The following is a 23,589-nucleotide window of genomic DNA, read 5'->3' as shown; positions in this document are numbered from 1 at the left end:
TCAGCCGAGGGAGGGATCCGGCGTCGTAGGAGGGCCGATGTGCGCGCCCCCGTACAGGTTGTGCGCCGCGATCGACTGGTTGTCGGCCCGTACGGTGACGTGCTGTTCCACGACGACTCCCGCACCGTTCGCCCGTACGTGGGGGACCATGTACGGGGCGAGCAGATGTTGCAACTCCGCTACCGCCCGAGCCTGTTCATCATTCCCCAGACCTTCGAGCACCTCGGCGATACGATCGCGCCACAAGGACTCCTGGGCGGCTCTCACCTGCGCCGACCCGTTCGCCGTACGCAGTTCGCCCGCGGTCCCGTTCAGCCGCTCCAGCTCGGCCTCCTCCGCCCTGGCGTGTCCTCGCCCGAGCCACTGAGCCACCCGCCCGCTCAACTGGCCCCACGCCTCCGTCCCGGCGGCCTGCACCACCGCGGTACCGCCGGACGCGGCTAAAGCCAAGACCTCGGGAAGCATGCGCCTGTCCTTCCTCGCCCGTTTCACAGCATCGGTTGGATGGAGACCGTACCGGTCCAGGCAGGCCGGAATTGGGGGTTTCTGAGAAGACGTGCCTTCCGCCGAAGAGGGCGGAGAAGGCCCGCACTTCAGTGGCAGACTCACTGAGGTTTCTGATCAGGTTGGTGCTGGGTGGATTTCGAGTCCGGTGTGCGCGAGGAATGCGGTCAACAGGGCGGGGTGGTGCTGTTCGAACGGCACGGGTCAGCTCTTCCAGCACCCCTGGATCACGTCTGTGTCGCGTTCCACGGCCTGGCGTGCGGGTATCTGCGAGGGACCGGGTGTGCCGGGTGCCCGCCAACGGCTGTCGAGTCGTCACGACGGCGCTTGCCGTGCGGGAAAGAACCTATCCAGTGCGGGCGGCAGGACAGCAGTCGCCCCGGTGAGGCGGCTACAGGTGGGCGGTGATGCCGAACTGGTGCATCAGGTCCGTAAGGAGCTCCTGGGCACTCGCACGCAGCAGATCGTCTTCGTCGGCGGGGTTGACCAGAGCGGTCACCGTCTGGATGCGGCGGGGCCGGCGTGCGCGGTCGGGGATTTCTCTGAAGGCGCCGCCGTGTGTGGTGACGATGGCTGTCAGGGGTACCGGTTCGGCGGTGGTGATGGCCGCCCGGACGTGCGAGGAGCTGTCCACGCCGAGGTGTCGGGCGAGTTCACGGGCCAGGGCGAGGGTGTCGCGGCAGGCCGCCGCGGTGTACGCCAGACTCTGTACATCAAGGACCATCGCACCCCGGACCGGCGGAGCAACGTCACTGGCGTGCTGACTGATCACAAATCCCACTCGTCGGCCAGTAGTCCCACAAGTCGCAGCTGTCGCTTCTGTAGCAGTTGCGGCGCCCACTCTTGATGTTGCAATACCTGGCTGGTCAGGGCGAACGTGGAAACGCCATGCCTGCCGGTGAAGTACTTGGACTTCTTCTCTGTGAAGTCGTAGTTCTGGGCGTAGGCGTTCTTCGTCCGATTGAGCAGGACGAGGTTACCCAGCCGGTGCGTCCACTCCTTGCGCTGCTCGTCGGCGAAGTGCCGCAGCCACTGCGACCCCTGCTTCGGATTCTGTGGCAGCACGTGCTCGACGGTAATCAGGGTGTGGTCGTACGAGACTCCGGGCTTTCCGGCCAGCATCTCGTCCAGGCGCAGCAGGACGTACTTACGGGTCTTGGTGACGAGGTATATATCGCCGTCCAGCCGTGCGAGAGTCTCGGCCTTCTCCGTGTCCGTCAGGGCGAAGGACGTCGCGTCCAGGCCCTTGCCGGCGTTGAGTTCGCGCAGGAGATCCGCGTAACGCGTGACGCGGGGAGTGGTGTAGACGCGGCGTATGAACATGCTGGCCGCCAGCCGCTCCAGTGCGCCGAAGAATCCGTCGAGCCAGGCAGGGTCGTCGCCGTGGTTACGCAGCGCCCACAGGGCCGCGGGCCGCCAGTCGTTGTTGTCGATCTGCTGGAGGCGTTTGAACCAGGCGTTGACCCGCTCGGCTCCAGAGGCCGCCGTGTATCTGGCGTCGCGGATCTGCACGTAGGCGTCCGCGTACGGTACGACGACGTCGTTGACGAACGACTCGGCCTTGCCGGGCAGGTAGTGGTTGAGCACTTGCTCGGGAAACTCTTTGAGCAGTTCCCGCTCCGCCCGCTTCATGGCGAACACCATGCGCAGATGAAGGAAGAGGTCGGCGAAGTCGTCCCGCCCCAGGGCCTCCTCCGCGTCTTCCCACTTGCGGGCGCACTCCTCCGAGGTCCTCTCGTCCAGAGCACCGATGATGTGCGACTTGAAGATGTCCGTGGGCGAAAGGTCCATCCCCCGGGAGTTCATCACGCTGAAGATCCGGTGCGCGCTGTCCAGATCGGGAGTGCTGACGACCACTAGGAAAGTGCGCTCACCAAGCATCTGTACAAGGTCCAGCCGTCGCTCCTCCGACCAGACGGCGAGTATCGCGTGCAGTGCCTCCGCGTTACGCAGAACGGCCTTCTGCGCGTCCGTCGGCAGCGTCTCCTCCTTCAGGGTCCGCAGCGCCTCGGTGGTTCCCGTCGTCTGGACGTACTGCTGGAAGAAGCCGGCGTCGCGGATTCGCAGGGTGAGCCTGGGCCTGGGGTCGAGCCGGCGGACCTTGTTGCCGGGCTCTGTGACCAGCTTGTCAAGATCGCTGCGCAGATCGGGGTCCTCCGTCAGGTCGCGAAGGAGGGCGAGCAGGATGGTCAGGGTGGTGAGGCGCTGCTGGCCGTCGATGACCTCGGCGGGCGCGTTCCCCTTCGCCTTGACGAGGACAATGGAGCCGAGGAAGTACGGCTCGTCCGTCCCCCTGTCCAGCGACTCCTCCAAGTCGGTGAGCAACTGCACGGCCTGCTCGACGTCCCAGGCGTACGGACGCTGGTAGTCCGGGATCCTGAAGTCGTAGTCGCTGCTGAAGACCTTGTGCAGGGACACTTCCTGCGCCTCGAGTTGCTGCATGCCCCAATGATGTCGGAGGCGTTGGCGCTGTGTCCCAGGAGTTCGGCGAGCTGCCGACCGGCTGTGACATCGCCCGCTGCACCGTCGGCGGAGAGCAGTGGCTCCGCTGTGGCCACAGCGGAGCCACTGCCACTCCATACGGGCCGGTACCCCAGGTCCGTAGAAGCCTGCTGGGTACGTTCCCTTCGCGCGGCTGGTTTCCGGTGAGGGTCGGCAGGCATGCCTCGCCGACGCCCCGGACGCGATGCCGGACCCAACACCTGGCGGATGAGCTGCTCCGCCCGCTGACCGGTGGGGCCGGTCTCGGCGACCAATGGAGGAAGGCGGCGGAATTTGACGCACAGTCAGGGTGGATTTATTAGCTGATGTACTTAATTTCTACTATTAGGCCGATATCTCGCAAAGTCTTGATCAAGGTCACATCCGTGACGGGAGGCGTGGGTGAGCGCGGCCGGATGGTGGAGATATGGTTAATTGCCCATTTTTGCAACCTCCATTGAGGATGTGGGCTGCGAGTCCCTTGAGGGTTCCCATCGGGCACCTTTGCTCCCGCTTGGCGATATGTGCAGCGATCGCGAGGGGCCAATGTGTGGCTGATGTAAAGATCTGCCCGTCCATGGCTTCACGAACGGAAAGATCACGGGGGTTGTCCGTGCGCAGCAGATCACGGTCCGGCAGACTTGGCAGAGTCGGTCGGTCGAACGGTTTCGGCTGGTCCCGAACCCACATACGCACGGTGGGCTTGGTAGCCGCAGCCGTCCTCGTTGGCGAAGCCGCTCTCACCCTCGCCGACACCGGCGCGGCGGTGGCCCTTCCTGAGGGCGCCGCCGCCGCGACAGCATCCACTGCTTCCGCGAACGCCCACTACGGTGCCCCCGAGGCCAACGACCCTGCCTCCGCCTTCCTGATGGCCCGGTTGCAGAACCGGAAGATCGAGGTCCTGTCGGACAGGACCGGCGATTCCACGACGTACGCGCTCCCCGACGGCAGCATGCAGACCGAGGACTACGCCGGTCCGGTCCGGGTGAAGCAGGACGGCGACTGGCACGACATCAACACCGACCTCTCCGACACCGGCGCCGACCTGCAACCTCATGTGGCCGCGGCGGACATCACGGTGTCGGACGGCGGGGACACCACCCTGGCCTCGGTCGCCAAGGGCTCCGAATCCTTCGGCCTGGGCTGGGCGGACAAGCTCCCCACCCCGACCGTGAAGGACGCCACGGCGTCGTACAACCTGGGCGACGGGCAGACCCTGACGGCGACCGCGCTGGCACAGGGCTTCTCGGAGAACATCAAGCTGGACGGCCGGCCCGCCGATTCCGCCGTCAGTTACCGGATACCCCTGCGACTCAAGGGCCTGACGCTGTCCCAGGCGGACTCCGGGCACCTGCTGCTGAAGGACTTCGGCGGGAAGCTGGTCGCCGAGGCGCCGGCACCGATGATGTGGGACGCGTCCAAGGACGCGGCGTCCGGGGAGTCGGCGCACCAGGAGCAGGTCGCCACGAAGGTAGAGACCGCGGACGACGGGTCGCAGACTCTGGTGCTCACCCCTGCCGCCGACTTCCTGGCCACCGCTACGTATCCGGTGACGGTCGACCCGACCTCCACGCTTGCGGTGACCACGGACACCTGGGTGCAGACGCCGTGACTACACCGACTCGCAGGTCTCCTCGACCGAGCTGAAGTCGGGCACGTACGACTCCGGCAGCGATGTAGCGCGCGCCTACCTGAAGTTCGACGTATCGAAGTTCACCGGCAAAGACATCACCTCGGCGACGATGTCGCTGTACAACTACTACTCCGCGACCTGCTCCACCTCGGGCGCGGCGACCCAGGCCCGGCGGATCACCTCCACCTGGTCGTCGTCCGCGGTGACGTGGAGTGCGCAACCCTCGACCACCACCACGGGCGTGGCGAACAACAGCGGTCACTGGGGCTACAGCTCTTCCTGCCCGGCCGCGTACTCGAACTGGAATTTGCAGACCATCGTGCAGGCCTGGGCGGACGGCGCGACCAACTACGGACTGCAGATCCGCAGCGCCGACGAGAGTGACTCCACCAGCTGGCGGCGATTTCGCTCCGCGAACTACGGCACGTCCGGCTACGCACCGAAACTGGTGGTGAACTACAACTCCTACGCCAACACCAGCGCGCTGGCGATCTCGCCCAGCTCGGTGAACGCCTACAGCGGCAAGCGGTACGTGACCACCTACACCCCCACCCTGTCGGCGAAGGTCACCGACGCCGACGGCTCGACGGTCAAGGGCCAGTTCGAGATCACCAACGACCCGTCGTACAGTGGTGAGACCTCGTACTCCTACACCGCCACCTCGGCGTCGGTGTCCTCCGGCGGCACGGCGAAGCTGACGATACCGACAGCCAGCCAACTGGCCGCCTCACACCTGCGGATGCGAGTACGCGGCTACGACGGCATCGACTACGGCCCCTGGTCGTCATACATCTACTTCGTGCCCAACGTCGCCAAGCCCAACGCCCCCACCGTCTCGTGCGCCACCTACGCGCAGGACACCTGGGCGGACAAGGCCTCCGGTTCGGTGACCTGCACCCTGGACACCTCCTCCACCGACGGCCAGGGCTACCTGTGGGGTCTGGACGACCCGCTCACCAAGCAGAGCGTGTACGACACCGCCGACGGCAACGGCGGTGACCCGCTGACCATCTCCATCGCGCCGAACGACGGCTGGCACGAGTTGTCTGTCAAGACCATCGACTCCGGTGGCAACATCTCCACCAGCGCAACCGACTACTCCTTCGGCGTCGGATCCGACCACGCCAGCCTGCAGACCCCCAGCGACGGCGACATCACCGCCCGCCGCCTGTCCCTGACCTCCAAGGGCGACACCACCTACACCGGTGTGACCTACCAGTACCGGCGCGGCGAGACCGACACCTGGACCAACATCCCCGTCGGAGACATCACCAAGACCTCCGACGGCACGGCCGTCTCCACCTGGCCGGTGACCGTCACCAGCGGCGCCCCGGCCCCGCTGACCTGGAATGTGACGTCCTCGACCTCGATGCCCGATGACGGGTCGATCGACATCCGGGCCGCCTTCACCGACGGCACCACCACCAAGTACTCACCTACCCACACCGTCACGGTGGACCGCAACGCCGGCACCGCCCCCTCGGAGAGCGTCGGACCAGGTGCGGTCAATGACCTGACCGGCGACTTCACATTGTCGGCAACCGACGCCTCCGGCTTCGGCCTGTCGGTCACCCGCACCGCCTCTTCACGCCGCCCGACCGCCGGGTCCGCCGCCGGCCAGGTCGCAATCTTCGGCCCGCAGTGGACCTCCGGCGTCTCCGCCGAAGTCACCGACTCCGACTGGGCCTACATCCGCAAGACGTCGACCTCAACCACCTCGGTGGCTCTGATCGACGCGGACGGCAACCAGACCGGCTTCACCGCCACCAACTCCGGCGGCTGGAAGCCCGAGCCGGGCGCGGAAGACCTCACCCTCACCGGATCACTGACCACCTCATTCACTCTCAAGGACGACCAGGGCACCACGACCACCTTCGCCAAGGTCAGCCCGTCGGCGACGACCTGGCAGGTGTACACCACCTCCCTGCCCGTCGCCGACAACTCCACCACCAAGGTGGTCTCCGAGTCGCCGACCGGCTCCACACTCGCCCGCCCGAAGTACGTCATCGCCCCCACAACCGCAGTCAGCGCCGACTCCTGCCAGACCGCGATCGACGCCGCGGTGGCCCTTGGCCACGACTACTTCGACAACACCAGCACCAACAGCGGCTGCCGCGTCCTTCAGTTCGTGTACGCCACCTCGACCACCGCCGCCGGCACGACCTTCGGCGACTACACCGGTCAGGTACAGCAGATCAATTAGTGGGCCATCACGCCCGGGACAAGCACTACCACCGCCACCCCGGTGGCCCACTACGCGTACGACACCTCCGGCCGGCTCCGCCAGGAATGGGACCCCCGGCTCAACACTCCACTGAAAACCACCTACACCTACGACAGCTCCGGCCGCATCGCCACCCTCACCCCGCCGGGTGAACTGGCCTGGACCTTCACATACGGCACCGCAGGCAACGCCGCCACCGCCGGCCCCGGCATGCTCCTGAACGCCTCCCGGCCCAACCTCACCCAGGGCAGCGCCAGCACGCTGGACGGCACCACCGCCACCACCACCGTCGTCTACGACGTACCGCTGTCCGGTGCCAAGGCACCGAACCAAATGAGCAGCACCGATGTGGACGACTGGGGCCAACTCGACGTCCCGAACGACGCCACCGCAGTCTTCCCGCCCAACCCCGACACGACGTCGAACGACACCCCGACATCCAACACCGGCTCCGACCTGGCGGCCTCCGCATACACCCGGGCCACCATCACCTACACCGACGCCTCCGGACGGGAGGTCAACACTGCCTCGCCGAGCGGCCACATCACCACCACGGGCTACGACCAGTTCGGCAACACCGTCATGCAGCTCACCGCCGGCAACCGGGAACTCGCGCTGACCTCCGCAACCAGCGGCGACAGCTACGACGAACTCAGCCTGCTGCACATCGCAGGCGACACCACCCGCGTCCGCGCCGGACTGCTGTCCGCCCTCTCCACGTACTCAAGCGACGGACTGCGCGAGCTCGATGAGGCGGGTCCGCTGCACTTGGCGACTCTGGCCTCGACCCTCAAGGCCGGATCCGGCGGTACCGACCAGCCGACCGGGACGATCTGGCCGGTGCGCCAGCACACCGTCAACACCTTCGACGAAGGCCGCCCCACCGACGGCACCGCCACCATCGCCAACCAGGTCACCACGGTGAAGACCGGGGCATGGGCGGAGAACTACCCGTCCGACACCGACCTCCGGACCAGCACCACGGCCTACGACTGGGTCAAGGGCCTACCCACCAAACAGATCACCGACCCCAGCGGGCTCGCGATCACCAAGACGACCTCGTACGACTCGCAAGGCCGGGCCGTCAAGGCTGTCCAGCCAACGTCGGACGGCACCGACGCCGGCACCACGGTCGCCACCTACTACTCCGGCACTGGCACCGGTACCTGCAACGGCCATCCCGAATGGGCAGACATGGTCTGCACCATCGGCCCCGCCGCGACCATTACCGGTGGTGGCACCAACCCCACCGCGCTGCCCACCAAGACCTTCGAGTACGACCGCTGGGGAAACCCGGCCAAGGTCAGCGAGTCCGCCAACTCCGTCACCCGCACCACCACCACGACCTACGACACCGCCGGCCGCCCCACCACGACGGCCATCACCGGCGGAGTCGGCACGGCCGTCCCGGACACCACGGCCACGTACGACACCGGCAGCGGCGTCCTGGCCTCGGTGACCTCCAACGGGCAGACCGTCACCCACACCTACGACCAGCTCGGCCGGGAGATCGCCTACAACGACGGCTCGGGCAACACCACGACAACGGCCTATGACGCCCTCGGGCGCACGGCGAAGACCACCGACTCGGCCCCGTCCACCACCACCTACGCCTACGACGCCACCAAGGACCCCCGCGGCCTGGAAACCTCCCGCACCGACTCCGTCGCAGGCACCTTCGCCGCCACTTACGACGCGGACGGCGGCCTGGCCACTGAGGCCCTCCCTGGCGGCTACACACTCGGCGTCACCCGGGACGAGACAAGGGCCGCGATCTCCCGGATCTACACCCGGGACAGCGACCAGACCATCGTCGCCTCCGACACCGCCGATCACTCCGTCGACGGCCGGACCGTCGCCGAGGCCGACAGCAATGGCCAGACCCGTTCGCGTAGCTACACCTACGACGCAGCCGGCCGCCTCGCACGGGCCGACGACACCGCTCCCGACGGGTCCTGCACGCGCCGCGACTACACCTTCGACAAGAACACCAACCGCACCGCGCTCGCCACGGCCACCAGCGACGTAGGCGCCACTTGCACCAGCACCGGCGCCACGACCACCTCGTACACCTACGACAGCGCCGACCGCCTCACTACCAGCGGCACCATCTACGACGCCTTCGGCCGCACCACCACCCAGGCCTCCGGCGCCACCATCGGCTACTACGCCAATGACCTCGTCCGCACCCAGACCTCCGGCACCAGCCGGCAGACCTGGTCTTTGGACGGGGCTGGGCGCCTCGCCGCATGGACCACCGAATCCAACAACAGCGGCACCTGGACGCAGACCGCCTCCAGGACCAACCACTACGGCTCCGACGGCGACAGCCCCGACTGGATCCAGGAGGCCAGCACTGCGATCACCCGCAATGTCCAAGGCATCGACGGCGGCCTGGACGCCATCAGCGCCGGCGACGGCGGTACAGTCCTCCAGCTGACCGACATCCACGGCGACACCGTCGTGCAACTCCCTCTGGACAGCACGCAGGCCGTCGTCTCCGCCGCCTACGACGAATACGGCAATCCCGAGGACGACGCAGCCGCGACCCGCTACGGCTGGCTGGGCAGCCAGGAACGCTCCAGCGACACCGTGACAGGCGCCACCCTCATGGGCGTCCGCCTGTACGACTCCACTACTGGCCGGTTCCTGTCCACCGATCCCATCCCGGGCGGCAGCGCCAACGCCTACGAATACTGCAACGGCGACCCGGTCAACTGCTACGACCTCGATGGACGGATGGCGGTTCTGGCGCTGGCGGGGCTGGCCGTCGAAGGCGTCAGCGCGGGCGCGGTCGTCACGGCGCTGGGCTGGGCCGTCCTTGCAGGCATCGTCGCCCTTATCTTCTGGTACGGGGTGAAGTGGGCGATCCACAAGGTGCAGGTCCTCTGGAAGGAATCCAAGAAATCCGGGAAAACCAAGGGCAACGACGTCCCGGACTTCGCGAAGGGCGAGCGGAGGCACCCGACTGAAACGTTGGACCACGCGGTGGACCGGGTCATGAAGAAGGGCGGTTTCCGCCCGCCCTACAAGAAGGGCCCCACCTCGACCTACAACAGGGTCAGGAAATACCTTTCCCGTAACTAGCCAGACGGGACAGAAAGGCGCAAGACCACATGAACGGACCATTCACGCTCTTCCTGCTGTGGCATGTACACCACCGCGCCGAAGAGGACGGAGAGATCAGGCACTTCGCGGATCCCGACGACTACTGGTCCGACGAGGAAGCCGGGGACGATGTCAAGCGAATCGGAATCTACTCAAGCCGTGAACTCGCCCAGGAGCGCATGGCTCACGCCAGAAGCCTCCCCGGTTTCCGTGACGAGCCGGACTGTTTCTACATCGAGGAAGCAGTCGTCGACGAAGACGAGTGGACGGACGGTTACGTAATCGCGTATTAGCCGATTGGCCGAAGGGCACCTGACGGGCATCGTCCCGGCTTCAGGTGCCCTTCCGGCAGCGGTCGGGCGGCCTCTTCGCGTCGGATTGTGATCGCCTCGCTTGCGCATGGGGCCAATCGTCCCCGGCCGAGCCGGTGATGCCCTCGGTCGCGCCGCCCGCCCCACCGACCAAATGACCCGCCCAGGTCGACCGGGAACACCTGTCAGCCACCCGTCGCGAGGCCGTCCACGCCTGCTACTGCTACCTGACCAGCCACCTCGACCAGCTGAACTACGACTGGCCGATCGCCACCAGAGCGGTCGAAGGTGCCTGCGGCTACTCGATCGCCGACCGCCTAGACATCACAGGCACCCGCTGGGGCCTTCACGGAGCAGAAGTCGTCCTCCAGCTCCGCGCCCTCGTCTCCAACGGTGACCTCGACACGTACTGGCGCTTGCACGCTGCCCGCGAGCACAAGCGCCTCTCCTCCACGGCCGACCAGCGGAACTACGCTCTCACTGCTTTATCAGCAACTTCACTCGAAACGAACTGCACCCTCCTTGCTTCGCAAGGTCGATGCGCTGGAGGCGCTTTCCCGCCTGGCGCTGACCTGGCCGCGCGTTCCGGCCGGGGCACCAAGTGCCCGCTGGCGGGCCCTTTCTGGGGCCAGCCTGGGGCCGGAAGGAGAGGGAGACCCTGTGAATGATCGTGAAGGGCCGGGATGCTGGAGGCCTTTTGACCTGCAAGAACGGAGGAAACGGGGGCAGTTGGGTAAGCCTGGGGTAACGATCTGGCGAGCTCGTAATGCGTAGGTCTCGGGTTCGAATCCCGAAGGCGGCTCCATGGTGAACCCCAGGTCAGGCCTCTGACCTGGGGTTTCTTGTTTCTGTTGACCTTGGAATCCGGGCCAATCGGATGCATGCTGTCTACGCATCGTAATGCGTAGGTCCAAGGTGCAGCTCCTGTGGTGACATCTAGGGTCGTGGCCCTTGAGCTGGGCTTTTGCGGTGGTGGCGGCGTTAGCTGATGAGCTGTCAAGGATCAGGTGTGGCCAATGTGAGGCCATGAGTGCAGCCGCAGCGCTCGGACGGCGATAAGGGGCCCGCATTCCTGGGTTCAGCGTTGACCGGCGATTTGTAGGTATTCGACAAGTAGGTGCGTGACTCACCCCATCAAGTAGGAGCGGCGGCTGATCGTCGCCCCGAGGGCAACAGCCGGGATGCTCGGGGCGGCGACGAAGTTCGACGGCGATTCCCGACTGCTGCGGGATGCTTCATTTGGAGAATGCGCGACACCTGCGGTGGTGATGTGGGTTCCGGTGATTCAGGTAGTCGTCGGCGGGAGTTCGGGCGGTCATGTGTGCTCCGTCGTTGTGATGCGCAGCGCCGCTCGCTGCGACAGGTGGTGGGGCGAGAGTCGTCGGGAGCCTGGCTGGGCAGATTCGGCCACGGTGCGATCTCCGCTGGGGGCAAGCAAGGGGGGCCCACCACAGGTCAGCGCGTCCATGGGGCATGGGTTGGGGTTCTTCAGGAGTAAATGGCCGAGGGCAGTGGCGTTTGTGGCGGGCAGGGGTCTGGGGCGGGGACTCTCGTACCGCCCTCTGGCGGCGTATTGCGAGGGGCGGTCGCCTGCTGGTCCGGGGTGGTGGGATGAGCGGGGAGCGAGGCGTCAGCCTCATGTCGAATTCCTTGCCTGATAGAGATTTTGCCTTTCCTTGCCGCTGGCCCGGATGGTCGGTGGGATCTTGTTGGGTCAACTACCGCCTCCCCTGGTTCCCTTTGCGCTGAGCAGGTCCATTGATCAGCGAACTGTTTCTTTTTCTTTACTTGTTGACGATCGCTTGTGGGGTGGTTTGATCCACTTGGTCCCCTTGGGAATTAATTGACTTCGTTGACTTAAGTAAGCCCTCAGGTTTTGATCACTCGGCTGTGAACGGCAGTGAAGGATCTGTGATCACGGGGGTCGGGCTATGTGGCGTGCCGGAAGACGGCTGAGATGGCTGGCTGCGTCTGTGTTGTTGGTTCAGTTGGTGGGCGCGGCGGGCGCCCACGCGGCTGCTGACGCGCCCGTACGGGCCTCTTCGGCCACGGACGACCCCACCGGCCTGTCGCCCGAGGCGGTCGCGTCGCGAAAGGCGGCGCTGTCGGGTTCCCCCGTCGCTGTGGACGCCGAGACGACGCCCACCCAACTGGTCACCGCGCAGTCGGATGGCACGTTCACCGTCGAGTTCGATCCGGAGCCGGTGCGGGCGCACCAGGCGTCGGGCTGGGTGCCTGTCGACACCGACCTCGTGACCACCGCCGGCGGCCAACTGGCTCCGAAGGCCGCTGCTGTGGACATCGCCTTCTCCGGGGGTGGCGCGCACGACCCGCTGGCGCGGATCACGAAGGACGGCAAGACTTACAGCGTCGGCTCGCCCTGGACGCTGCCGAGGCCGGCTCTCGACGGTTCGACGGCGACGTACGCGGACGTTCTGCCCGGCACGGACCTGGTGGTGCAGGCGACGGCAGACGGCTTCAGCGAGAACCTGGTCGTCAAGTCCCGTACGGCGGCCGACAGTCCGGAGCTGGCGAGCGTGCGCTTCCCGGTCTCGGTCGACGGTGTCTCCGTGTACGACACCCACTCCGGTGGCGCGGCCTTCGTCGGCGCCGACGGCCGGCCGGTGTTCACCACCGGCGCCGCGATGATGTACGACTCCTCGGCGGCGGCCATCGCCCCGGCCGCGACCGCGCACACCGTCTCCCAGGCCTCCTACGACGTCACAACCGCTGCCGCTCGGACGGCCGTCGCCGACCAGGGCGCGCTCGACGGGCCCGCCCCGGGCGCCCGTGCGACCGCCATGGACGTGACCGCCTCCGACAGCGCGCTGACCCTGAAGCCGGACAAGGCATTCCTCGACAACCCGGACACCACCTACCCGGTGGTCCTCGACCCGCAGACGACCAGTGCGTCGCTGACGGGGTGGACGACGGTGTGGACGAGTTCACCGTCGACGTCGTTCTGGAAGACCTCGCACGCGCTGGGTGTCGGTTACGACGCGTGGGTGGACAACAAGAAGGCTCGCTCGCTCTACCAGTTCGACACGCACACCCTCGGTGGCAAGAAGATCCTCTCGGCGACCTTCAGCGCGCTTGAGGTGTGGTCGGCCAACTGCACCGACAAGGCAGTGCAGCTGTGGCGTACGGGGTCCATCTCCTCGGGCACCACATGGAATGCGCAGCCGTCCTGGTCCGCCCAGGTCGACTCGGTTTCCACCGCCAAGGGCTACTCGTCCTCCTGCCCGGGCGGCAACGTCTCCTTCGACGCCACCGGTGCCGTGAGTTACACCGCCGGGCAGTCCGCGTCGACCACCACGCTCGGGCTGCGGGCCTCCGACGAGAGTGACGAGATCGCCTGGAAGCAGTTCGCCTCGCCGTCGGACACCAAGCCGACCCTGTCGGTGACGTTCGTGTCCAAGCCGTCCACGCCGACCGGGGTGAAGCTCTCCAGCCCGAACCTGGCCTGCGCGACGACCCGTGCCACCGCCGCCGTGATCCGGGACACCACACCCACGCTGGGCGCGGCGCCGAAGTCGGCGGACGGCTCACAGTCGACACTGCGGCCCAACTTCCAGGTCTACAAGTACGACCCCAATGTCACTGACCCGCTGGCCGGTTCGGGCAGCCCGTCGGCCTACACGACCTCCGGCACGACCGGCACCTGGACGCCGGCGGCGCTGACGAACGGGCAGACTTACTGGTTCCGAGCCCGCAGCGAGTACAAGTACTCCTTCAACGGCACGACCGGTTACATGTACTCGGCCTGGACCAGCGGGTGCTGGTTCCGGATCGACTCCTCGAGGCCGGTGCAGCCGGACGTGGACTCGACGACGTACCAGGAGTGCGCGAGCCCGGACAGCCCGGACGACTGCACGGCCTACGGTGGTGTGGGCGCCCCCGCGACGTTCACGCTCAAGGCCAACGGGGCCTCGGACGTGGTCAAGTACACCTACCAGCTCAACGACAACCCGGTGCGGACCAAGACCTTCACCGCCACCACCACCAGCTACGCGGTGTCCCTGGCGCCGGACGTGCGTGGGGTCAACACCCTGACCGTGCAGACCTGGGACGCGGCGGGTAACGGCTCGCTCAGCTACACGTACACGTTCAAGGTCGCGCCGGGCGCGGGCCCGGTCGCCCACTGGTCGCTGGACGAGGGCACCGGCACCACGGCCACCGACTCGGTCAGCGGGCGGGCGGCGACCCTCGCCGGTTCGGCCGGCTGGTCCTCACTCGCCCGGCTCGGCAAGTCCCTCCAGGCCAACGGGACTTCGTCGTACGCGGCGACCGGCTCCTCGGTCCTGGACACCACCAAGAGTTTCACGATCTCGGCGTGGGCCCGGCTGACCGGCACCTCCCACAACTCGGTCGCCGTCGCCCAGGCGGGGGCAAACGGGTCGGCGTTCGCGATCTACTACTCGACCTCCTACAACGCATGGATCTTCAACCGGTACACCACGGACGTGGCGGCACCGACCATCGTCCGCTCGATCGGCACCACCACGCCCGAAGCCGGCGTCTGGACCCATGTGATGGGGGTGTACGACGCGCAGGAACAGACCATCCAGCTGTACGTCAACGGCGTACCGCAGGGTGACCCGGTCGCCTTCACCACGCCCTGGCAGGGCACCGGCGGCCTCCAGATCGCCCGCGGGCAGTACGGCAGCGCGTTCAGCGACTACTTCCCGGGTCAGGTCGACGAGGTGACCGCCTGGAACCGGATCCTGTCGGAGGACGAGATCGCCGACCTCCAGTCGATGACCGACGCGTCCACCGGGCAGGCACAGCCGGAGCTCGCCGCCGAGTGGAAGCTGGAGGAGACCTCGGGCACCAGTGCCGCCGACTCCTCCGGATACGGTCACACGGCCACGGTCGCGGGCGGCGCCACCTGGAGCACCGACACCGACGGTGGCAAGGGCAACGTCCTCTCCCTGAACGGCACTTCGACCGGCAACGCGAGCGCGAACGGGCCGATTGTCGACTCCCAGGGCGACTTCACGGTGGCGGCCTGGGCCAAGCTCGACGCGGCCTCGCTGTCCGACACCACGGTGGGCCATCACATGCGGATCGCCACCCAGTCCGGCGGTGTCCGTGACTCGTGGGGCCTGTGGTTCGACCAGGCGGCGGGCTCAGCGCAGGGCATGTGGGTGTTCGGCCGCACCACCGCGGACGTCGCCGGCACCGGCGCCACGGTGGTGACCGCGCCAGCGAGTATCGCCTCGGCCCAGCTGGTCGACCCGGGTGCCTGGACCCTGCTGACCGGCGTGTACGACGGTGCTCATCACCAGCTCTTCCTGTACGTCAACGGAGTTCGCCAGGGCGCGCAGGGTGACACGGACACCGACACCGACACCGGTGACGGCATCGTGTTCACCTCGCCCTGGCAGGCCACCGGCACCTTCAACATCGGGCGCGGCCGTATCAGCAACGGCGCGTACAGCGACTTCGCCGACGGACTCGTGGACGACGTACGGGTGTGGACGGGTGTGGTGTCCGACACCGACATCAACCAGATGTACGTCAACGAGCTGCCCATCCTCCTGTAGACGCCGGCGCCGGCACGGCTTTTCAAAACCTTCGACACACGGGGAGTTCGATCATGGGCGGGCTAGGGCACCAACGGCGGGTACCGCTGCGGCGGATACGGCTATGGGTCGTCGGGGCCACGGCGAGCGCTGTGGTGGCCGCCGGCCTCGGCACCGCGCCCGCGGTGTGGGCGACCCAGCGGCACGGGCACCACACCGTGGCGGCGAAGGCGGCCAAGAACGGCACGGCGGTCGCCTTCAAGGCGAAGACGGCCGCGAAGAAGGATCCAGCGAAGGCTGCCGCCGCGCGTACGGCAAAGACCCTTTCCCGGCCGGTGAGCTGGCCCACAGCCTCGGCCAAGACACTCCCGGTGGTGGCGAACACTGCCAAGTCGACCCTGGTCGGCAGTCTCCCCATGAAGGTGACCGCGCCCGGCAAGGGCGCGGCCCCCACGAAAGTCACCGTAAAAACGGCCTCGTATCAGACGGCCACCGCCCTCGGCATCCACGGGGCAGTCCTCTCCCTCACCCGCGCCGACGGCAAGAAGACCGCCGCCAAGGCCCGTCTCACGCTGGACTATTCGGGTTTCGCGCACGCCTACGGCGGCGACTACGCCTCCAGGCTGCAACTGGTCCGCCTGCCCGCGTGTGCGCTGACCACCCCGAAGCTCAAGAAGTGCCGTACGACAACCCCGCTGCCCACGACCAACGACACGTCGGCCCAGACCCTCACCGCCACGGCCCCGCTGGCCGCCTCCGGCATCACCGCCATGGCGGCGACCACCGGTGCCACGTCCGGTGCCGGTTCCTACGCGGCGACCCCGCTCAACCCGTCCGCTTCCTGGAACGCCGGAGGCTCCAGCGGCGACTTCACCTGGTCGTACCCGCTGTCGGTGCCGCCGGCCAACGGCGGCCCCTCGCCCAGCCTTTCGCTCACCTACGACGCGCAGAGCGTGGACGGCCGGCTGCCCTCGACGAACAACCAGCCCTCCTGGATCGGTGAGGGCTTCGACCTGACCACCGGGTACATCGAGCGGTCCTACGACTCCTGCGACGACGACGGACAGTCCGGCAAGAACGACGAGTGCTGGGCGAACGACAACGCCACCCTTGTCCTCGGCGGCAAGTCCAGCCCCCTGATCAAGGATTCCTCGACCGGCGCATGGCACCCGAAAACCGACGACGGAGAGCGCGTCACCCACTCCACAGGTGCCACGAACGGCGACAACGACGGCGAGTTCTGGACGGTAACCACCCAGGACGGCACCCAGTACGTCTTCGGCAAGAACCGCCTGCCCGGCTGGGCCACCGGCAACGCGGTCACCAACTCCACCTGGACCGCCCCGGTGTTCGGCGACGACTCGGGTGAACCGGGCTACGACCAGGGGACGTCGTTCTCGGGCCGTGCGCTCACCCAGGCCTGGCGCTGGAACCTGGACTACGTCGTCGACCCGCACGGCAACGCCATGTCGTACTGGTACACCAAGGAGAGCAACTACTACGCCAAGAACGGCACCACGACCGACAACGGCACGGTGTACGACCGCGGCGGCTACCTCAGCCGGATCGACTACGGCATCACCTCCTCCACCGTCTTCGGCACCGCCCCGGAGAAGGTCTCCTTCACCACCGCCGAGCGCTGCCTCGTCACCAGCACCGAGGACTGCTCCTCACTGACCTCGTCGACGTCCTCGCACTGGCCCGACGTGCCCTTCGACGAGATCTGCGCCTCGGGCAAGGTGTGCAGCGCCACCGGACCGACGTTCTTCTCCCGCAAGCGGCTCACGGGCATCACCACGAGCGTGTGGGACGCGAGTCTCGCCACCCCTGCCTATCGGGACGTCGACTCCTGGGCGCTGGCCCACTCCTTCCCCGACCCGGGCGACGGCACCTCGGCCGGACTGTGGCTGAAGTCCATCACCCGTACGGGCAAGGACGGTTCGACGACGGCGATGCCGCCGGTCACCTTCGCGGGTGTGCAGCTGTACAACCGGGTGGACACGACCCACGACGACATCGCCGCGCTGGTCAAGTGGCGTGTACGGACTATCACTTCGGAGACGGGCTCGGTCCTCACCGTCAACTACTCCGACCCGCAGTGCGTCGCCGGTACGACCATGCCGAGCGCCCCTGACTCCGACACGCTGCGCTGCTTCCCGACGTACTGGCAGCCGCCGTTCACGACTGATCCCCAACTGGACTGGTTCCACAAGTACGTCGTCACCCAGGTCACCGAGTCGGACCCGACCGGCGGCTCCCCGCTGAAGGAGACCGACTACACCTACGGCGGTTCCCCGGCCTGGCACTACGACAGCGACAACGTCACCGCCCTCGCCAAGCGCAAGACGTGGTCGCAGTGGCGTGGTTACGGGAGTGTCACCACGACCACGGGCGACGCGCAGTCGACGCGGACGAAGACGGTCGCGACGTACTTCCGCGGCATGGACGCCGACAAGCAGTCCGACGGCACCGCACGCAGTGTCAAGGTCACGGACTCCACGGGGACTTCGGTCACCGACTCGAACCCGCTGGCCGGCAGCGTCCGGGAGTCGGTCACCTACAACGGCTCCGCCGAGGTGTCCGGCACCATCACCGACCAGTGGATCCACCAGACGGCCACGGACGGCACCCGCAGCGCGTACTTCACCCGCCCGGCGGCCGTGCACACCCGTACCGACGTGTCCGCCAGCGGCACGCGGAACACGCTGGTCTCGACGACGTACGACCCGACGACCGGTGCCGCGCTGACGGTTGACGACGCGGGCGACACGGCCGTCACGGGCGACGAGCAGTGCACCCGCACCACGATCGCGAACAACACCACCAACTGGCTGATGGCCTTCCCGGTGCGCGTCGAGACGGTCGACGTGGCCTGCGCCGCGACGCCGACCCGCCCCGACGACGTGGTCTCCGACGTCCGCACGCTCTACGACAGCCAGTCCTACGGCACCGCCCCGACCCTCGGCGACGAGACGTCGACACAGCGCATGTCGTCGTACAGCGGCGGCAGCCCCGTCTACCAGACGGTCTCCACGAGCCACTACGACACCCAGGGCCGCGTCGACTCCGTCAAGGACGCCGACCAGACCGTGGTCAGCAAGACCACGTACACCCCGACCACGGGCGGCCCGTTGACCAGCACGGTCACCACGGACGCCAAGAGCTACTCGACGACGACGAACTTCGACCCCGCGCGCGGTCTCGCCACCTCGGTCGTCGACCCCAACAGCAAGCGCACGGACTACGCGTACGACGGACTCGGCCGGCTGAAGTCCCTGTGGCTGGCGAACCGCAGCAAGTCCTCGGGCCAGAGCGCGAGCCTCGTCTACACCTACGCCATCTCCAACTCGGCGGCCTCCGTGGTCTCCACGGGCAAACTCAACAACGACGGCACGACGTACGACACGACGTACGCCCTGTATGACGCGCTGCTGCGCCCGCGCCAGACGCAGACCCCGGCGCCGGGCGGCGGCCGTGTCATCGCCGAAACCAAGTACGACAGCCGGGGGACGGCGGTCGAGGCGGACGCCGACTACACGGACACGACCTCCCCGTCCGGGACCCTGGCGAACATCACCTCGGTTGTCCCGTCCCAGATGCTGACGACGTACGACGGCGTCGGCAGGCCTACGGCGGAGGACTTCTACGCGCTGGGCGCCAAGCGCTGGACGACCGCCACCGCGTACGGCGGTGACCGTGTCACGGTCACCCCGCCCAAGGGCGGCATCGCGACCACGACACTGACCGACGCGCTCGGCCGCACGGTCGAGACCCGTCAGTACGACAACGGCACGCCGAGTGGTTCCTACACGTCGATCAAGTACACGTACGACCCGAAGGGCCAACTCAAGGAGGTCGTCGACGACGCGGGCAACACGTGGTCGTACGGCTACGATTTGATGGGCCGCAAGACGAGCTCGGTGGACCCGGACACGGGCACGACGAGCACGGCGTACAACGAGCTGGACCAGGTCGCCTCCACTACGACGGCGGTCGGCACCTCCGACGAGAAGACACTCAGCTACTCCTACGACATCCTCGGCCGCAAGACCGACCTGTACGACGGCACGACGAAGGACGCGGCGCACGAACTGGCCAAGTGGACCTTCGACTCGGTGGCCAAGGGGCAGCCGACGTCGTCGATCCGGTACGTCGGCGGCAGTGCGGGCTCGGCGTACGTCACCCAGGTCGGCGCCTACGACTCGCTGTACCGGCCGACGCTGACCCGGGTGGTCGTCCCGTCGGTCACGGGCGAAGAGGCGCTGGCGGGCACGTACTCGTCGACGACCGGCTACAACCTCGACGGCACCGTCCAGGTCACCTCCGACCCGGCGGCCGGCGGTCTGGCTTCCGAGTCGCTGGAGTACGGCTACAACGACCTGAGCATGCCGACGACGCTGAGCGGGACCACCGGCTACGTACAGAACACGAACTACTCGAAGCAGAGCGACGTCAGCCAGCTCACGCTGGGGGTTTCGTCCTCGGACACCGCCAAGTGGCTGCAGATCACCAACACTTACGAGGACGGCACCCGCCGCCTCCAGCGTGAACTGGTCACCGACGACGCCCAGTCGGCGCCCGTGCAGGACACGTCGTACACCTACGACGACGCGGGCAACCCGACGAAGGTCGCCACGCACGCCGACGGAACCGACGACGTCCAGTGCTACCGATACGACGGCCACGACCGGCTCACCGAGGCCTGGACGGCGACCGACGGCTGCGCCGCCACCGCGTCCACGTCGGTCCTCGGCGGCCCGGCGCCGTACTGGCACAGCTACGCGTACGACGACCTGGGCAACCGCAAGACGCAGACCGATCACGCGACCACGACGGGCGGTTCCGACACGACAACGTCGTTCGTCTACCCGCCCCAGGGCACGACACAGGCGCACACGCTGACGTCGTCGAGCACGGTCGTGGGCTCCACCACGACCACGAACTCCTACACGTACGACCACTCGGGCAACACCCACACCCGCACCCTGGGCGGCAAGACCCAGACGCTGGACTGGGACGTAGAGGGCCACCTGGCCAAGGTGACCAACGCGGACGGGACGTCGGCCTCCTACCTCTACGACGCGGACGGCAACCGGCTGCTCTCGCGTGACGACTCCGGGACGACGCTGTACCTGGGCGACACCGAAGTGCACCTCGCCAAGGGCGCGACGACGACCACGGGCACGCGCTACTACGAGTGGGCGGGCCAGACCATCGCGGTGCGCACGAGCACGGGCAGCCTGCAGTGGCAGGTCACGGACGCGCACGACACGGCCGAGACTGCGGTGGACGCGACGACGCAGACGATCACGCGGCGGCGGCTCGACCCGTTCGGCAACGCCCGTGGTGCGCAGCCGAGTTCGAGTTCATGGCTGGGTGACAAGGGCTTCGTGAGCGGTGTGCAGGACGCGGTGACGGGTCTGACGCATCTGGGGGCGAGGGAGTACGACGCGACGACCGGCCGGTTCGTGTCGGACGACCCGGTCCTGGAGTTGACGGACGCCCAGCAGATCGACGGGTACACGTACGCGGCGGACAACCCGATCTCGGGCAGCGACCCGACAGGTCTGGACGACTGGTACAACGACCCGACGATGAACACGTGCGCCATCGACTGCGGCAGCACACCCGCACCTGCGACGACCACGACGACGACCTCCTCCGCGTCCTCTTCTTCCTCGCACAGCGGAGGCGGTGGCGGCGGTGGTTCCTCGCACCACAGCTGCGGCTGGTCCTTCTCCTGCTACGCCAAGAAGGCCTACCACGAGGTACAGAGGCACCCGGTGATCGCGGCCGTGGTCGCCACGGCGGTGGTGGTCGGCGCGGTCGCCTGCGTGGTGGCGACCGCCGGTGCGTGCGGAGCCGTCCTGGTGGCGGGCGCCGAGGGATTCACGGCGGGGGCCGAGATCGGTGGCCTGGGGGCCGCTGTGACGGGTGCGGCTGCCGGGGTGATCGGTGAGGGCGGGGCGGTGATCGCCGGGGCGGCGGGCATCGCCGGAACCGGGGTCGCGGCCGTGGCCGAGGGCACGAAGACGGGTACGGCGGAGGAGTCCGCGGCGGCCGGCGGCGCCAAGGCCAGTAGGTCGGCGGCGGAGGACACCGCCCGGGGCGCGAGCCCGCGCGTCGGCAAGGGGGTCGGCGCCCCGCACGCCAAGAGCGTCACGCAGCAGGGGCGTACCGACAACTCAACCGTCATCGCGGGCCACGGATACTATGTGCGCGGAGACGGGGACGCCACGGTGCCGACCGGGACGTGGGTGAAGTTCTACGTCGAAGACGGGAAGAAACTCAAGGACTCCATCGGTTTCTCCGTGGAAACGGGTGCGAACATTCCGCCCACCGAGACGTTCGGGCCGGGGCGGAGCATTCCCGACTACACCGTCGATGTCCCCGACAACCTGAACATCAGCAGCAGGTCGATCAGCGTGTCGGAGCCGACCAAACTGAGTGACATCCTGGAACCGAACATGGGCGCGTGCCACGTTGTGATCTGCCGCGAGCACATGAACCCCAGGAGGTGAGCGATGGCGTACTACAAGGACCTCAGCCCGTACGAGTACTCGGACGACGCGGACGAGACGGCTGAGGGCGTGGGCTCTGGCACTTCCCTGCTGAACGTGGGGTGGCTCGCCGACGGGCACGAGTTCCCGCAGGGCGACGTCCCCGAGAGATTCCTGGAAGACCTGCTGGAGTTGGCGAAGGACACGGTGAACGTCTACCGGGGCATGCACTTCTGCGACTTCTGCCCGACCTTCCAGGAAGCGCGGAAGAACGTCAGGTTCCGCGATGTGTTCATCGGCAGCGGAGAGGTCCATGTGCGGGGCGGCGAAGGCCGTGTGTACGCCGCCCCGGCGCTGGTCGTGCACTACGTGGCGGACCACGCATACCAGCCGCCGAGGGAATTCGTCGACGCGGTACTGGCAACGGGGGTGGGAAAATGACGGGCGCACGCGCGGAACGCCGTTCTGCGGGCAGCGAGACCCTGGTGGACGTGCTGCTGCGCTGGGCATGGATTCGGCGTCGTACGCCCGCGCGGGACATCGCCGACTTCGACGGTGGGCAGCTGCTGCGGGTCGTCGGGTTCACGCAGAGCATCGGCGGCACGGTCGAGGTATCGGTCGGCAAGGGCAGGCAGGTCGCGTGGCTCAGGCAGGGCTACCTGCGGCTCGCCACCGGTGAACCGCCGGTCTGGAAAGACGCGCGGGGCGGCCGGAGCGCGATCCTTCAGGCGCCGTTCCGGCTGAAGCCGGCGGGCGGGAAGGTGCGGCTGGCGCCGAAGTTCGAGCGGTACGAACTTGTCACGGGCGCGGGGACGTACGACCTCGCGGTGCCGAAGAAGGACGGGGAACTGGTGCGGCACGTGTTCGGTGGCGGGGACGGGGCTTCGGTGAGCGGCGGGTGAGTCCGGCGCGGGCCAGGGTGTCGGGGTCGAGGCGACACTCTGGCCCGCGCGGCCGACCGAGGGTGTCCGCGACGGCCGGGCTGGCTGAGCGTGTGACTTGAGTCCGGTGGTGGCCGTGTCCGCGATGAGGCCGCGCTGCATGATCGACCATGCTCGGGAAGCGCGCCCACCTCGCCCCGTCGCCCTCGACCTGCCCCAGCGGGCCGGGCTCTGCCGTCAACGTGGTGCGTTCCGCACGCCAGTCGCGCCATCCTGTTCCGGGAGACGTGTCGCCACTGACGGGCACGGTTCCGGTGCCGGAGCAGCACCATTGCGTGCTGCTCTGCCGGAGGGTGACAATGGCGTTCAGGCTGGCCGGAACACCTGTGCGTGTGGCCATGTGCGGCCACAGTGCGGCCGGA

11 protein-coding genes and 1 pseudogene are annotated in these 23,589 nt (G+C 67.6%); 9 read left to right on the top strand and 3 right to left on the bottom strand.

Features of this window, described 5'->3' with window-relative positions; genetic code table 11:
* The 3 genes from G3I56_RS30285 to G3I56_RS30275 form a co-directional block, all read right to left on the bottom strand.
* On the bottom strand, nt 1-465 hold the full coding sequence (locus G3I56_RS30285; protein WP_164414496.1) for a hypothetical protein: 465 nt from the start codon (nt 463-465) through the stop codon (nt 1-3).
* Nucleotides 466-895: 430 nt separating this feature from the next.
* The gene (locus tag G3I56_RS30280) at nt 896-1,228 is read right to left on the bottom strand and encodes a hypothetical protein (protein ID WP_164414494.1); all 333 of its coding nucleotides are present in this window, start codon (nt 1,226-1,228) and stop codon (nt 896-898) included.
* A 44-nt stretch (nt 1,229-1,272) separates the two neighbouring features.
* Nucleotides 1,273-2,946 carry a DUF262 domain-containing protein gene (locus G3I56_RS30275; protein WP_164414492.1) on the bottom strand — a complete coding sequence of 558 codons (1,674 nt, stop codon included), beginning with the start codon at nt 2,944-2,946 and terminating at the stop codon, nt 1,273-1,275.
* Nucleotides 2,947-3,682: 736 nt separating this feature from the next.
* Here G3I56_RS30275 and G3I56_RS30270 point away from each other — a divergent pair.
* The 9 genes and pseudogenes from G3I56_RS30270 to G3I56_RS30235 all read left to right on the top strand — a co-directional run bounded on the left by G3I56_RS30270 (nt 3,683) and on the right by G3I56_RS30235 (nt 23,188).
* The gene (locus G3I56_RS30270; protein ID WP_164414490.1) at nt 3,683-4,597 is read left to right on the top strand and encodes a hypothetical protein; all 915 of its coding nucleotides are present in this window, start codon (nt 3,683-3,685) and stop codon (nt 4,595-4,597) included.
* A gap of 31 nt (nt 4,598-4,628) precedes the next feature.
* The gene (locus tag G3I56_RS30265; RefSeq protein ID WP_164414568.1) at nt 4,629-6,821 is read left to right on the top strand and encodes a DNRLRE domain-containing protein; all 2,193 of its coding nucleotides are present in this window, start codon (nt 4,629-4,631) and stop codon (nt 6,819-6,821) included.
* A 42-nt stretch (nt 6,822-6,863) separates the two neighbouring features.
* Nucleotides 6,864-9,929: an RHS repeat-associated core domain-containing protein gene (locus G3I56_RS45130; RefSeq protein WP_164414488.1), complete on the top strand. Its 3,066-nt coding sequence runs from the start codon at nt 6,864-6,866 to the stop codon at nt 9,927-9,929.
* Nucleotides 9,930-9,958: 29 nt separating this feature from the next.
* Nucleotides 9,959-10,243, top strand: a complete 285-nt coding sequence (locus G3I56_RS30255; RefSeq protein ID WP_164414486.1) for a hypothetical protein — start codon at nt 9,959-9,961, stop codon at nt 10,241-10,243.
* A gap of 278 nt (nt 10,244-10,521) precedes the next feature.
* Nucleotides 10,522-10,674, top strand: a pseudogene (locus G3I56_RS44185) (ISKra4 family transposase); the annotation flags it as partial.
* A gap of 1,560 nt (nt 10,675-12,234) precedes the next feature.
* Nucleotides 12,235-15,807 carry a LamG domain-containing protein gene (locus G3I56_RS30250; protein WP_164414484.1) on the top strand — a complete coding sequence of 1,191 codons (3,573 nt, stop codon included), beginning with the start codon at nt 12,235-12,237 and terminating at the stop codon, nt 15,805-15,807.
* A 53-nt stretch (nt 15,808-15,860) separates the two neighbouring features.
* Entirely contained in the window at nt 15,861-22,307 is a 6,447-nt protein-coding gene (locus G3I56_RS30245) for a putative adhesin (protein WP_164414482.1), read from the top strand.
* 3 nt (nt 22,308-22,310) lie between these two features.
* Nucleotides 22,311-22,727, top strand: coding sequence for a hypothetical protein (locus tag G3I56_RS30240; RefSeq protein WP_164414480.1), 417 nt, complete (start codon nt 22,311-22,313; stop codon nt 22,725-22,727).
* The gene (locus tag G3I56_RS30235) at nt 22,724-23,188 is read left to right on the top strand and encodes a hypothetical protein (protein WP_164414478.1); all 465 of its coding nucleotides are present in this window, start codon (nt 22,724-22,726) and stop codon (nt 23,186-23,188) included. The genes G3I56_RS30240 and G3I56_RS30235 overlap by 4 nt, the downstream gene beginning before the upstream one ends.
* The last annotated feature ends 401 nt before the right edge of the window (nt 23,189-23,589 follow it).

The sequence above is a fragment of the Streptomyces sp. SID12488 genome, from assembly GCF_010548275.1.
Lineage (GTDB): Bacteria > Actinomycetota > Actinomycetes > Streptomycetales > Streptomycetaceae > Streptomyces.
The sequence above is the reverse complement of the archived record's forward strand: the minus strand, read 5'-3'. Positions and strand labels throughout refer to the sequence as shown.